A 13,134-nucleotide genomic window follows, 5' to 3' on the forward strand; every position below is an offset into this window, starting at 1 on the left:
TCACCGGCCAAACATCGGACCCGGGTAGCATCACAGAACCAGCGGATCACCAGCACTGCCTGGGCGAACGGGGTCAACGCCCGCCGCCGGGTGCCACGTCGACGGCGTTGAAGGACCAGGAGCCGCGCCAGATAGGCCACGGTGCGCTCCCCGATCGGGAGGACAGCGGTGTAGGTGACAGGATCAGACATGCAGGACCTCGGTGACGGTGTCGATCTGTGCTGGACCGAACCGATCTACCGGGGTCCTGCCCCGTTCCCGCTCATCTCACCACCCTCGGCGTGTCGCCACGACCTGCCACCCCGCTACTGAGAACACCTCAGTGCACCTCGCCGCACCCGTCGCCGACGACCACCGTCCCGCCCCCGACCGCGACCGCGGTCAGCGGCGCGTCGAGCGGAACCCGGCCGAGGGCGGTCGCCGAGGTCAGGTCCCACAGCACCGCGGAGCCGTCCGAGCCCGCGGTCACCGCGCGGCACCGGCCCGCGCCGGCGGCCGCGGTCAGGTGCGCCGCGTCGGCGCGCACCGTGGTCACCGTGGCCGACCCGGCCCGCCAGACGTGCACCCGGCCGTCGGCGTCGCAGACCACGCCGTGGCAGCCGTCGTCGTCGACGGCCACGGCCGTGACCAGCCCGGCCGGCAGCGCCACGATGGACACCTTCGCGGAGGCGGGCCGCCAGCAGACCAGCAGACCGTCCGCGGCGAGCAGCACGGTCGCCCCGCCGGGGGTCGGCGCGGCCACCCGCGGTGCCGACGGCAGCCGGGTGGTGCGGAAGGCACGCCCGGTGCGCGCGTCGCGCACGGCGACCGTGCCGTCCGGCTCACCGGTCACCACCAGCGCGCCCCGCCCGGCCAGCACACGGCCGGGCAGCGACACCGCACCGGCCCGCACCCCGGTCGTCGCGTAGCGCTCCTCGACGGTCGAGGTCCCGGTGACGGCGAACAGCCGGGTGCCGGAGGGGTCGAACCACAGCGGGCCCGCGCCGGCCGGGACGCTCCAGCGGCGCGTGCCGGTGGCCGGGTCGTGGGCGAGCACCCCGTCGGAGCGGCGGCCGGCCGAGACGACCAGGCTCCCGGTCGCGGCGACCGCGCCGACCGCGGGGGAGACCCCGGCGGGTCCGCCGGTGCCCGGCCGGGCCCGTGCGGGGTCCCAGACCAGGACGCGGCCGTGGTCGTCCCCGGACGCGACGACGGTGCCCGCCGGGTCGGCGACGACCGCGCGGACCGCGGCACCGTGCCCGGCGAGCTCGGTGACCGGGCCGGGGCCGGCGGTCGGGACGAGCTGGACGGTCCCGTCCACCCGTCCGACGACGACCCGGCCCTCGCCGGCGCGCGCGGCCGCGGTGACCGCGACCTCGTCGCCGGGGACCTCGAGCCGCACCGCGTCCTGCGGCACGCCGTCGACCAGCGCGAACACGTGCAGGGCGCCGTCGGCGGTGGCCGCGAGCAGCTGTCCCGCCGTCGGCACGACCACGGCGACCACGGCTGGCCCGCCCTCCAGCAGCCCCAGCGGGGCCCCGCTGGCCGGGTCCCAGGACCGGAGCGTGCCGTCGGCCCCGCCGGACACGACGGTGCCCTGGCCGGTCGCGGTCAGCGCGGTGACCGGGCCGACGTGGCCGTGGGCGACCGAGACGGCCGCGCCGCTGGTCGCGTCCCACACCCGCACCGCGCCGTCGGCGCCGCCCGCGAGCACCCGGGTCGGGGAGGCCCCGGTCACCGCGAGCGCGGTCACCGGGCCGGGCGACCCGGCCAGGGCCGTGACCTCGGCGCCGCGGGCCGGGCCGTCGGTGGCCAGCACCCGCACGCCGGGGGCGTCCCCGGCGAGGGCGAGCAGACCGCCGTCGGGGGACAGGGCGACCGTCCGGGCACGGGCCGCGGAGGTCGGCGGCCGCGGACCGTCGGGCCCGGCGAGCGGGTCCGGGACCGCGTGTCCGGTCGCGGTGTCCCAGGCGCCGCTCTCGCCGGAGGCGTCGAGCGACAGCAGCAGGCCGTCCGGCCCGGCGAGCAGCGCGACGACCGCGTCGCCGTGGCCCTCCAGGACCCGGCTCAGCGCCGCCGACGGCGGCCGGGTGCGCCAGCGGGTGGTCAGCGCGGGGACACCCTGGGCGGCGAGCCGGGCCCGGGCCGCCCCGGCCAGTGCGGCCTCCCCGGCCAGGACGGCCCCGGCGAGCAGGTGCTGGGCGACCGGTGCGGTGCCGGAGCGGCGCAGGTGGTGCGCCTCGAGGTCCAGGACGCGGCGCAGCGCCTCGGGTGTCACCCCGTCCGGCGCGACGCCCGGGTGCTCCCCGTACGGCGGTTCGCCGGCGGCGATGCGCCGTTCCAGCCCGTCCCAGAACGTCTCGACGGCCATGCGTGTGAGCCCTCCCCGGGGTCGCGTTCGGTTACCTGTCGTGGCCCCGCACTCCATCGTTAACGCGGGAGGGGGTGTCGCCACCGAACCGGCGGTGACCGGCGGCGAGCCCTCGGTGACCGGCGCGCGGACTCTCGGCGTCGGAGGCGGGGGCCGGTGTCGGAGGCGGGGGCTACCGTCCGTCTCGTGCCCGCCACCACTCGTGCCCTCCGTTCGCTCACCGAGATCGCGGTGTTCGCGCCGCTGGTCGTCGCACGCCGCACCGCCCGGATGCTCACCTCGGGCTTCCCGCCCCCGGCACGCGAGGTCCGGGAGTTCCACCGGATGTGGGCGGAGAAGGTCGACGGGTTCTCCCGGGCCGCCGTCGTCCTGGCCACCTCGCCGCCGGGACCGGCGACCCTCGGGCGTGCCCTGGAGCCGATCCGCACCCGGGTGCGTGCCAACGCGCGCCGACTAGGCTGACCGCCCGGCGAGCACTCGGGGGTGCGGTGTGACGGAGGGGACGGCGGTCCGGCGCGGTCGGCGGCCGATGAGCGACCGCCGCCGCACCCTGCAGCGCCTGGAGATCTCCCGGGCCGCGATCCGGCTGTTCGGCGAGCACGGCGTCGCCGCGACCGGCGGTGAGCAGATCGCCGAGGCGGTGGGGCTCTCGGCACGCACGTTCTGGCGCTGGTTCCGCACCAAGGAGAGCTGCGTCGAGCCGGTGCTGAGCCTGGCCACCGACGCGTTCACCGCGAGCCTGGCCCGCTGGCCCGACGACACCCCGCTCGCCGAGCACCTCGCACGGGACTACGCCGAGCACCCCGATGCGGGCCCCGACGACGGTGACCTCGTCTTCGAGGTGATCCGGATGAGCCGTTCCGAGCCCGCGCTGCGCGCCATCTGGCTGGTCGTGCAGGAGCGTGCGGAGCCGGTCCTGGCCGGGATCCTCGCCGGCCGGTTCGGCCGCGACGCGGGCGACGTCGCCGTGCGGGTGCACGCTGCGGCGCTCAACGGGGCGCTGCGGGTCGCGACCGAGGACATCGCCGCCGCCACCGCCGACGGGCGCCGCCCGCCGGCCGCACAGCTGCGCGCGCGGCTGTCGGCGGCCGTCGACGCCGCGATCCACGGCGTCGACGGCGAGCGGGCGGCCGGTCAGGGGCCGACCCGCAGCACGTGACCCTCGCCGTTCACCGCGACGAGCACCGACCCGTCCCCGGCCGCGGCGACCCCGGCGAACGGGGCGGGCCGGGTGGCCGCGCCGCTGCGGCAGTCGGCGGGAACGTGCGGCGGCCGGACGTCGAAGGCTAGCCCCGACGCCGCGACGGTGACCGTGCGGTCCACCGGGTCGATCCGCAGCAGGCGTCCCGCGGCGGCCTCGGCGCACCACAGCGCGCCCCCGGCGACGGCGAGTCCCTCCGGCCGGTGCAGCCCCGCGGCGAGGACGGTGCAGCGGTCGTCCCGCCGGTCGCCGGCGGGGTCGCGGTCGAGCCGCACGACCTGCCCGCTGCCGGTCAGGGTGGCGTACACGGCGCCGGTCGGGTCGACGGCCACGTCCACCGGCCCGTCGAGTCCCGTGGCGAGCACGGTCACGCTGCCGTCGTCGCCGAGGTGCAGGACCCGCCCGGCGCCGGTCTCGGCGACCAGCAGCCCGTCCCGGCAGGCGGCGACGCCGGTCGCCCCGGCCAGCCCGTCGGCCACCCGGGTCCAGGCGCCGGGACGGCCGCGCCACACCCCGGTCCCGGTGGTCACCACCGTGTCGCCGTGGTGCCGGGTGAGTCCGCGGATCCCGCCGCGGACCTCGGTGACGACGTCGCCGAGTGCGGTGACGGCGCCGCCACCCACCCGGGCCAGGGAGAAGTGGTCGGCGACGAGCGCGTCCGTCCCGTCGGCGGCCACGCCCCAGGGGCCGCAGAGGCCGGGCGGCAGCACCGTGGTCGCCGTGCCGTCGACGCCGACCCGGACCAGCCCGCCGTGGAAGGCCCCGGTCACCCAGGCCGACCCGTCGGCGGTGAACACGACGTTGTCCGCGCCGCCGACGCCGGTGTCGAGGGTGGCGGTGACCCGACCGTCCTCCGCGGTCCACAGGGCGCCGCCGCCGTTGGACAGGACGCGAAGCCCGCCCCCCGGGTCGAAGCGCACGGCCACCGGCCGGTCCAGCCCGGCGAGCAGTCGCTCGGGGGCGCCGCCGTCCGGGTCGACCCGCCAGACCTCGCCGGAGAGCAGGTGCGGGTAGTACAGGAGCCCGTCCGGGCCGACCTCCATCGCGTTGCCGAGCGCGAGCCCGGTCGCGAGCACCCGCGGCGGCCCGCCGGTCGGGTCGATCTCCAGCAGCCGGCCGTCCGGGCACAGCTCGTTGACGAACAGCCGTCCGCGGTGCCAGGCGATCCCGTCCGGGGCGGTGATCCCGTCGGCGACGACGGTCATGGCCCCGCCGGGTGCCCGGCGCCACACCAGCCCCGCGGGCAGGTCGACGACGAACAGCTCGCCGTCGGCGCCGAACACGAGGTCGTCGGGCGCGGTGAGCGGCCCGTCCGGCCCGAGCACCGTCTCGAGCCCGCCGGTCGCCGGGTCGAACGCGGACACGGTGCCGCCGAGGAACTGCGCGATCCAGAGCCGTCCGTCCGGACCGGCCACGATCCCGTTGGACGCCCACAGCGGGTTCGGCGGGCACAGCGGCTCGGCACGCAGCCCGGGCGCGGTCCGCACGGGCCCCCGGTCCGGCCCGGCGACCGGGCGCACGCTCACGGGGTGCCGCCGGAGAGCACGTCGTCCATCCCGCCGGCGCGCCAGTCGCGCAGGATCTGGTGGAACTCGACCGGACCGCCGCCGAACTGCTCGGAGCGCCGTCGCGGGCGGCCCTCGGAGTTGTAGTAGCCGGGCGTGCACTCGGCGAGGAAACCCTGCTGGTCGCGGGCCCGCTCGCGGATCGTCGCGACCCACGCGGCCTCCGCCTCCGCGGTCGGTTCGACGATCCGCACCCCGCGCCGGGCGGCCTCGGCACAGACCGCCGCGATGTGCCCGGCCTGCTCCTCCAGCACGTGCGCGAAGTTCGGCGACGCCGAGTTCTGCCCGGCCCCGACGTGGAACAGGTTGGGGAAGCCGCGGCTGACCCAGCCGTGCAGCGTGGACAGCCCGTCCGCCCAGTGCTCGGCGAGGGTGACGCCGCCGCGGCCGCGGATGTCGGCTCCGGCCCGGGTGGCGGGGTCGGCGCCGAGCTCGAACCCGGTGGCGAACACGATCGCGTCCACCGGGTACTCGACGCCGTCGACCACCAGGCCGTCGCGGGTGATCCGCTCGACGCCCTGTCCGCCGGTGTCGAGCAGCGTCACGTCGTCCCGGTTGAAGGTCTGCAGGTAGGTGTCGCTGAAGGTGGGGCGCTTGCACATCTGGCGGTACCAGGGCTTGAGCGCCGCGGCCGTCGCCGGGTCGGTGACGATCGCGTCGACCCGGGCCCGGATCTCGTCCATCTTCTCGGCGTCGGCGATCTCCAGCGCCTCGGCCGGCTCCTCGACGCCCCGGGTCCGGGCGAGCCGCCGTGCGCCCCGGACCGGGGCGGTGTCGGTCCACTTGTCCGCGACGCCGTCGGGGCCGAACGAGCCGTGCGGCGCCGGACGCATGTCCATCAGGGCCAGGAAGTCCTCGCGGCGGCGTCGCTGCCAGCCCGGGGCCAGCGACCGCCACCAGGCCTCGTCGTAGGGGGCGTCGTCGCGGGTGTCGACCGACGACGGCGTCCGCTGCACGACGTAGAGGTGCCGCGCGGCCCCGGCCAGGTGCGGGACGCACTGGATCGCCGTCGCCCCGGTGCCGACCACGGCGACCGTGCGGTCGCCGATCCGGTCGAGCGGGCCGCCCCGCTCGTCGCCGCCGGTCCAGTCGTAGTCCCACCGGCTGGTGTGGAAGGTGTGCCCGGCGAAGTCGGCGATCCCGGGGATCCCCGGCAGCTTGGGCCGGTTGAACGGCCCGGAGGAGATCACCACGAACCGGGCGGTGACCGTGTCGCCGCGGTCGGTGCCGACCTGCCAGGCCGACGTGTCGTCGTCCCAGACCAGGGTGGTGACCTCGGTGCCGAACAGGGCGTCGCGGTAGAGGTCGAAGTGCTCGCCGATCGCGCGGGCGTGCGCCCGGATCTCCCCGCCCGGCGGGTAGCGACGGCTGGGCATCCCGCCCAGCTCCTCCAGCAGCGGCAGGTAGATCGAGCTCTCGATGTCGCAGGCGATCCCGGGGTAGCGGTTCCAGTACCAGGTCCCGCCGAGATCCCCGGCGACGTCGACGATCCGGATCCGCTCGTGGCCGGCCTGCCGCAGCCGGGCCGCGGCGACCAACCCGCCGAAGCCGCCGCCCACGACCAACACGTCCACCTCGTCACGGACCGGGTCGCGGTCGGTGGGCTCGCACCACGGGTCCTCGGCGTAGAAGCCGAACTCCCCGGTCGAGGACCGGTACTGGGCGACGCCGTCGGGTCGCAGCCTGCGGTCGCGCTCGGCGCGGTAGCGCTCCCGCAGCCGGTCCAGGTCGGCCGCGGTGGGGTCGGTGGTCCCGGTGGTCCCGGTCGTCGTCACGCTGGTGGCTCCCTCGGCATCGCATGATCAGCTGCCGCACCAGGGTGGCACGAACTGCCAAAAAGGCACTGTGAGACGAGTGTCTCGTGGTCGGCCCCGACCCGTCTCATTACTGTCGGGCAGTGACATGAAGACACTCGACGACACCCGACGCGGGCGGGCGCCGATGAGCGACCGCCGGCGCGAGCTGCAGCGCCTCGAGATCTCCCGCGCGGCCGTGGCGCTGTTCCGCGAGCACGGCGTGCACGCCACCAGCGGCGAGCGGATCGCCGAGGAGGTCGGACTGTCCGGCCGCACCCTGTGGCGCTGGTTCCGGACCAAGGAGAGCTGCGTCGAGCCCGTCCTCGCCCGCAGCATCGACGCCGTCGTCGCGACGCTGCGACGCTGGCCGGCGGGGGTGAGCCTCGACGAGCACCTGATCGCCGAGTACCGCCCGCCGGAGGACCCGCGCGACGCCGCCGACGCCGACGCCGCGATGGCCGTCATCGCGCTGTCGCGCACCGAGCCCGGTCTGCGGGCGGTGTGGCTGGCGGTGCACGAGCGGGCCGAGCCGGTGCTCGCCGAGGTGATCGCGGCCCGCGCCGGCCGCGAACCCGGAGACCTCGACGTCCGGGTGCACGCCGCCGCCGTCGCCGCCGCCCTGCGGATCAGCAACGAGGACCTCGCCGCCGAGCTCGCCGCGGGCGTGCGGTGCGCCGACCCCGTCGGCCGACTCGGCCGCGCCCTGCGCGCGGCCACCACGACCCTTCCCCAGGCAGGAGACCCCGCGTGACCACCACCCCGTCCCGTACCGAGCAGGTACCGGCGAGCCGGACCGGAGCGCTGATCGCGGTCCTCGTCGGCGCCGCGTTCGTGATGATCCTCAACGAGACCGTGCTGAGCGTCGCACTGCGCGACCTGAGTGTCGACCTCGGCGTCCCCACCACCACCACCCAGTGGCTGACCAGCGGATTCCTGCTGACGATGGCCGTGGTCATCCCCACCACCGGCTACCTGCTCGACCGCTTCACCCCGCGGCAGGTCTTCCTCGCCTCGCTCGGGCTGTTCACCGTGGGCACCGCCGTGGCCGGGTTCGCGCCCGGCTTCGCGATGCTGCTCGTCGGCCGCATCGTGCAGGCGGGCGGTACGGCGATGATGCTCCCGTTGCTGATGACCACGATCCTGCGCCTGGTGCCTGCCGAGCGGCGCGGCGCGACGATGGGCACGATCACGATCGTCATCGCCGTCGCGCCCGCGATCGGTCCGACGATCGGCGGCGCGATCCTGTCCGGCCTCGGCTGGCGCTGGATGTTCTGGCTGGTCCTGCCGCTGGCCGTGCTCGCCATGGCGGCCGGCGGCCGTTGGCTGCGCATCGACGGCGGCGGCCGCCCGGTCCCGCTCGACGTGGTCTCGGTGCTGCTGTCCGCCGTCGGGTTCGGCGGGCTGGTCTACGGGCTGTCCTCGCTGGGCGGCCACGGCGGCGGGGGGCTCCCGCCGTGGGTGCCGGTCGTCGTCGGGCTGGTCGCGTTGGCCGTGTTCGTGCTGCGCCAGCTGCGGCTGATGCGCGACGGCCGTGCCCTGCTGGACCTGCGCCCGTTCCGGCGACGCCAGTTCGTCGTGGCGCTGGTGCTCACCGCGCTGGTGCTCCTGTCGCTGATCGGCGTCGCGGCGGTGCTGCTGCCGCTCTACCTGCAGACCGTGCTCGGCACGAGCACGCTGGTCTCCGGGCTCGTGGTGCTGCCCGGCGGGCTGCTGCTCGGGCTGCTCGGCCGTCCGGTCGGCGCGCTGTTCGACCGCGTCGGGGCCCGGCCGTTGGTGATCCCGGGCGCGGTGCTGATGGCGGCCGGCCTGCTGCTGTTCTCCACCCTCGGCCCGGGCACCCCGCTCGGCGTGGTCGTGGCCTTCCACCTGGTCCTGATGGGTGGGCTCGCGCTGATGATGACGCCGCTGATGACCGAGGCGCTGGGCTCGCTGCCCGACGAGCTGTACTCCCACGGCAGCGCGATCCTCTCCACGCTGCAGCAGGTCGCGGGCGCGCTGGGGACGGCGTTGTTCGTCACCGTCGCCGCGCTGGGCTCGGCCGCCGCGGGGGCCTCCCCGGACGCGAGCGGGCTGCACGCCGCGTTCGCCGTCGCCGGTGGGGTCGGGGTGCTGGCCGTCCTGCTGTCGCTACTGGTCCGGCGCCGCGCCGCGGCGGAGACCCCGGTCGGCTGAGGGCGGGGCCGCCACCGCGGCGTCGACCACGGCCGACGCGTCCCCCACGGCGATCGTGCCGGAGCTCAGCACCCGGCACACCGCGCCGCCGCGGTCGTGCAGGGCGCGGCGCGCCCCCGGTCCGACGGCGGTCTCCATCACCCGGCAGGGCGCGGCCCGGCGCACCACCTCCAGCTCGACCCCGCCGAGCCGCAGCCGGGTCCCGGGCGTGGTGGGGACGGTGCCGTGGTCGAGGGTGACGGTGCGCCGGGTGCGGCCCGAGGGGACCGGCGCACCGAGCTCGGCGGCCGCGGCGTCGAGCTCGTCGCGGCTCTGCACCGACACGTGCCGGTGCCGGGTGCCGAAGTACCGGTCGCCGACGACGCCGCTGCCCGCGAGCACCTCGACCCGCCGGGCGTCGTGCATCGGCCCACCCCGCTCCGCGGCGACGTGCAACCCGAGGACCTTCACTCCACCGTCACCGACTTCGCGAGGTTCCGCGGCCGGTCCACGTCGCGTCCGAGCGCGACGGCGGTGTGCCGGGCCAGCAGCTGCAGCGGGATCCCGAGCAGGATCGGGGCCAGCTCCGGCTCCGTGCGCGGGACCCGCAGCACGGCGTCGGCGAGCCCGGCGGGCAGCTCGGCGTCGGTCACCGCGATCACCGGCCCGCCCCGGGCCCGGATCTGCTCGATCGTGCCGACGTTCTTCGCGAGCAGCTCGTCGTCGGGCACCACGACGACGCTGGGCATGTCCGGGGTGACCAGCGCCAGCGGGCCGTGCTTGAGCTCGGAGGCGGGGTAGGCCTCGGCGTGGCAGTAGGAGATCTCCTTGAGCTTCTGCGCGCCCTCCCGCGCGACCGGGCTGGCCCGGGTGCGTCCGACGAAGAACATCGACGACGCGTGCGCCCACCGCCGTGCGACCGCGGCGACCGTGCCGTGGGCGGCGTCCTCGGCGAGGACGGCCTCGACGTGGCGGGGCAGCGCGGCCAGCCCGTCGAGCAGTCGCCGCCCGTCGGCCACCGACAGGTCCCGCACCCGGCCCAGCAGCACCGCGAGCATCGCGAACGTCACGCTCATGGTCGTGACGGCCTTGGTCGAGGCGACCGACACCTCCGGCCCGGAGTGCAGGAACACCCCGGCCCCGCACTCGCGGGAGATCGCCGCGCCGATCACGTTCACCGCGCCGATCACCCGTCCGCCCTTGCGGCGCAGCTCCTGCACCGCGGCGAGGGTGTCGGCGGTCTCGCCGGACTGGCTGACCGCGACGTAGAGGCAGTCCGGGTCGACGACCGGGTTGCGGTGACGGAACTCGCCGGCCGGTTCGGCCGCCGCCGGGATGCGGGCCAGCTCCTCGATCGGGAAGTCCGCCACCCCGACGATCCTAGACAGCTGATCTCGACATCGTTGCCGACGAAACCGATGTAACGTTCCCGCAGGTCGGGGGACGACCTCGTCCTCACTGGTGGCGAGGGTGTCGCCATCCCAACTTGCCGTCGCCTTCGAGATCGGGTCCGATGGTCCCGACCGCGACGACGAGGTGGGTCATGACCGACGCCGTACTGCCGAGGGGACTGCGCCGCGCACGGAAGGCGGCCGCCCGTTTCACCACGCCCCTGCTGCCCGACGACTACCTGCTGCTGCTCAACCCGCTGTGGTCGGTGCGGGAGCTGCGCGGGCGGGTGGTGAAGGTCGTACCCGAGACGGCCGACGCCGTCACCCTGGTCATCCGGCCCGGCCTGGGCTGGTCGTTCGACCACCGCGCCGGCCAGTACGTCGGCATCGGCGTCGAGGTCGACGGCCGCTTCCACTGGCGCTCCTACTCGCTGACCTCCGAGCCGCGCCGCGACCGCAGACACATCTCGATCACCGTGAAGGCGATGCCGGAGGGCTTCCTGTCCCGCCACCTCGTCGACGGCGTCGGGCCCGGCACGGTGGTGCGCCTCGCGCTGCCGCAGGGCGAGTTCGTGCTGCCCGACCCGCCACCGGAGCGGCTGCTGTTCCTCACCGCGGGCAGCGGCATCACCCCGATCATGGCGATGCTGCGCACCCTGGACCGTCGCGACACCGTGACCGACGTGGTGCTCGTGCACTCGGCCCCGCGCGACGGCGACGTCATCTTCGCCGCCGAGCTCGATGAGCTGTCCGCGCGACACCCGTCGCTGCGGGTGCAGCTGCACCTCACCGGGGAGCGCGGCAGGCTCACCCCCGCCGGGCTGGCCGAGTACTGCCCGGACTGGCGCGAGCGCAGTACCTGGGCGTGCGGGCCGGAGGCGATGCTCGACGAGGCCGAGGAGCTGTGGGAGTCCGCGGGCCGGGGCGACGCACTGCACGTCGAGCGCTTCTCCGCGTCGTTGCGCGGGGGCGAGGCGGAGGGCGGCACGGTCACCTTCGTCCGCCGCGGCTCCGCTGCCCGCTCCTCCGACGACGGCGACACCACCGTCGAGATCGACGGCGCCACCACGCTGCTCGACGCGGGGGAGCAGGCCGGTCTCGACCTGCCCTACGGCTGCCGGATGGGCATCTGCCACACCTGCACCGTCGGCCTGCGGTCCGGGTCGGTCCGCGACCTGCGCGACGGCACCGAACGCCGCGGCGACCCCGACACCCCCGCCGAGAGGATCCAGACCTGCATCACCGCCGCCGCCGGTGACTGCGTCCTGGAGATCTGACCCGTGATCTGCCCCCGAGATCCGACCCCGAGAGTCCGGCACCGCCCACACCCTGGAGGAACGTCGTGGCCATCGCCGACGTCAAGGAGTTCGCCCACCTCACCGACGCCGACGTGGAGGCGATCGGGCGTGAGCTCGACGCGATCCGCGCCGACGTCGAGGAGCGTCGTGGCCAGTACGACGCCGACTACATCCGCACGACGATCACCTGGCAGCGGCGGCTCAACGTCGCCGCGCGGGTGACGCTGTTCGGCAGCCGGATCCCGCCGCTCTGGCTCGCCGGCACGGCCATGCTCTCGGTCGCGAAGATCCTCGAGAACATGGAGATCGGGCACAACGTCATGCACGGCCAGTGGGACTGGATGAACGACCCGGAGATCCACTCGTCGACGTGGGAGTGGGACAACGTGTGTCCCGCCGAGCAGTGGCGGCACTCGCACAACTACCTGCACCACACGTACACGAACGTGATCGGTAAGGACAAGGACGTCGGCTACGAGATCCTCCGGGTCCGCGCCGACCAGCCCTGGCACCCCGCCTACCTGGGCCAGCCGTTCTGGAACGTGCTGCTCATGCTGCTGTTCGAGCACGGGGTGTCGCTGCACGACCTCGACGTCGAGGGACTGATCAGGTGGCAGATCGAGGACCCCGAGGAGTTCCGGCGCAAGCTGCTCGACGTCGGGCGCAAGCACGCCCGTCAGATGCGCAAGGACTACCTGCTGTTCCCACTGCTCACCGGTCCTGCCGCGGTCTCGACGCTGACCGCGAACGCCACCGCCAACATCGTCCGCAACATCTGGTCCTACGCGATCATCTTCTGCGGGCACTTCCCGGACGGCGCCGAGGTCTTCACCGAGGAGGAGCTGGAGGGGGAGACCCGCGGCGAGTGGTACCTGCGCCAGCTGCTCGGCTCCGCCAACTTCACCGGCAACCGCCTGATGCACGTGATGTCCGGCAGCCTCGGCTACCAGATCGAGCACCACCTGTTTCCGGACCTGCCGTCGAACCGGTACCCGGAGATCGCGGTGAAGGTCCGCGCCCTCTGCGAGAAGTACGACCTGCCGTACACGACGGGCCCCTTCCCTCGGCAGTTCTGGCAGGCGACCCGCTCGATCTGGCGGCTGTCGCTGCCGGCCCGCGGGATCCGGGAGGCCGAGCACCGCCGCGAGCGCCGCGGTCTGCTCCGCCGGCCTGCCGCACAGGCGGCCTGACCCCCGGCGGACGACCGGGAGCACCACCGACGACGGGCACCCGCCGGACCCGACCGCCCGGTCCGCGTCCGGCCCCCGGTCTGAGCGCCCCTGACCTGCGGAGACGTCGAAAACCGACCCCCCTGTGAACGGCGTCCGACGGGGGGTGTAACTTTCTTTCCGTCAGCGAGTGAGCCGGACAGAACGGGCCCT

General features: G+C 75.4%; 10 protein-coding genes and 2 pseudogenes. 6 read left to right on the top strand and 6 right to left on the bottom strand.

Translation table 11 applies throughout. The features are described 5' to 3' along the window. Positions 1-191 (bottom strand): annotated as a pseudogene (locus tag Ae331Ps2_RS33385) (IS5/IS1182 family transposase); the annotation flags it as partial. 128 nt (positions 192-319) lie between these two features. Further along, complete coding sequence (locus tag Ae331Ps2_RS18415) at positions 320-2,350, bottom strand: WD40 repeat domain-containing protein (protein ID WP_075307517.1); 2,031 nt, start codon at positions 2,348-2,350, stop codon at positions 320-322. A 186-nt stretch (positions 2,351-2,536) separates the two neighbouring features. Between Ae331Ps2_RS18415 and Ae331Ps2_RS18420 the strand changes: the two genes are divergently transcribed. Continuing rightward, positions 2,537-2,812: a hypothetical protein gene (locus Ae331Ps2_RS18420; RefSeq protein ID WP_075307515.1), complete on the top strand. Its 276-nt coding sequence runs from the start codon at positions 2,537-2,539 to the stop codon at positions 2,810-2,812. 67 nt (positions 2,813-2,879) lie between these two features. Then, positions 2,880-3,509 carry a TetR/AcrR family transcriptional regulator gene (locus tag Ae331Ps2_RS18425; protein ID WP_060711301.1) on the top strand — a complete coding sequence of 210 codons (630 nt, stop codon included), beginning with the start codon at positions 2,880-2,882 and terminating at the stop codon, positions 3,507-3,509. Here the strand turns inward: Ae331Ps2_RS18425 and Ae331Ps2_RS18430 are convergent. Together Ae331Ps2_RS18430 and Ae331Ps2_RS18435 are read right to left on the bottom strand one after the other, a co-directional pair. Further along, positions 3,485-5,077, bottom strand: a complete 1,593-nt coding sequence (locus tag Ae331Ps2_RS18430; RefSeq protein ID WP_139318776.1) for a hypothetical protein — start codon at positions 5,075-5,077, stop codon at positions 3,485-3,487. The genes Ae331Ps2_RS18425 and Ae331Ps2_RS18430 overlap by 25 nt on opposite strands. Then, positions 5,074-6,891, bottom strand: a complete 1,818-nt coding sequence (locus Ae331Ps2_RS18435) for an NAD(P)/FAD-dependent oxidoreductase (RefSeq protein ID WP_075307513.1) — start codon at positions 6,889-6,891, stop codon at positions 5,074-5,076. The genes Ae331Ps2_RS18430 and Ae331Ps2_RS18435 overlap by 4 nt, the downstream gene beginning before the upstream one ends. Before the next feature lie 127 nt (positions 6,892-7,018). Here Ae331Ps2_RS18435 and Ae331Ps2_RS18440 point away from each other — a divergent pair, with 127 nt between their 5' ends. Then, the gene (locus Ae331Ps2_RS18440; RefSeq protein WP_020624045.1) at positions 7,019-7,663 is read left to right on the top strand and encodes a TetR/AcrR family transcriptional regulator; all 645 of its coding nucleotides are present in this window, start codon (positions 7,019-7,021) and stop codon (positions 7,661-7,663) included. Then, positions 7,660-9,084 carry a DHA2 family efflux MFS transporter permease subunit gene (locus tag Ae331Ps2_RS18445; protein ID WP_075307511.1) on the top strand — a complete coding sequence of 475 codons (1,425 nt, stop codon included), beginning with the start codon at positions 7,660-7,662 and terminating at the stop codon, positions 9,082-9,084. The genes Ae331Ps2_RS18440 and Ae331Ps2_RS18445 overlap by 4 nt, the downstream gene beginning before the upstream one ends. On the opposite strand, the gene Ae331Ps2_RS18450 is transcribed toward Ae331Ps2_RS18445, so the two are convergent. Next, positions 9,040-9,489: an MOSC domain-containing protein gene (locus Ae331Ps2_RS18450; RefSeq protein WP_175581806.1), complete on the bottom strand. Its 450-nt coding sequence runs from the start codon at positions 9,487-9,489 to the stop codon at positions 9,040-9,042. The genes Ae331Ps2_RS18445 and Ae331Ps2_RS18450 overlap by 45 nt on opposite strands. Positions 9,490-9,530: 41 nt before the next feature. After that, positions 9,531-10,418, bottom strand: a pseudogene (locus tag Ae331Ps2_RS18455) (SIS domain-containing protein); the annotation flags it as partial. Between the two features lie 188 nt (positions 10,419-10,606). Between Ae331Ps2_RS18455 and Ae331Ps2_RS18460 the strand changes: the two are divergent. Both Ae331Ps2_RS18460 and Ae331Ps2_RS18465 read left to right on the top strand, forming a co-directional pair. Further along, on the top strand, positions 10,607-11,731 hold the full coding sequence (locus tag Ae331Ps2_RS18460) for a ferredoxin reductase (RefSeq protein ID WP_075307507.1): 1,125 nt from the start codon (positions 10,607-10,609) through the stop codon (positions 11,729-11,731). Between the two features lie 65 nt (positions 11,732-11,796). Further along, on the top strand, positions 11,797-12,942 hold the full coding sequence (locus Ae331Ps2_RS18465) for an acyl-CoA desaturase (RefSeq protein WP_075307505.1): 1,146 nt from the start codon (positions 11,797-11,799) through the stop codon (positions 12,940-12,942). Positions 12,943-13,134: the final 192 nt, after the last annotated feature.

The organism is Pseudonocardia sp. Ae331_Ps2, from assembly GCF_001932405.1.
GTDB lineage: Bacteria > Actinomycetota > Actinomycetes > Mycobacteriales > Pseudonocardiaceae > Pseudonocardia.

Excerpts from the sequence above, each read along its gene's own strand:
- Ae331Ps2_RS18440 (WP_020624045.1), top strand. The coding sequence starts at position 7,019 with ATGAAGACACTCGACGACACCCGACGCGGGCGGGCGCCGATGAGCGAC.
- Ae331Ps2_RS18460 (WP_075307507.1), top strand. The coding sequence starts at position 10,607 with ATGACCGACGCCGTACTGCCGAGGGGACTGCGCCGCGCACGGAAGGCG.
- Ae331Ps2_RS18415 (WP_075307517.1), bottom strand. The coding sequence starts at position 2,350 with ATGGCCGTCGAGACGTTCTGGGACGGGCTGGAACGGCGCATCGCCGCC.
- Ae331Ps2_RS18450 (WP_175581806.1), bottom strand. The coding sequence starts at position 9,489 with ATGCACGACGCCCGGCGGGTCGAGGTGCTCGCGGGCAGCGGCGTCGTC.
- Ae331Ps2_RS18425 (WP_060711301.1), top strand. The coding sequence starts at position 2,880 with ATGAGCGACCGCCGCCGCACCCTGCAGCGCCTGGAGATCTCCCGGGCC.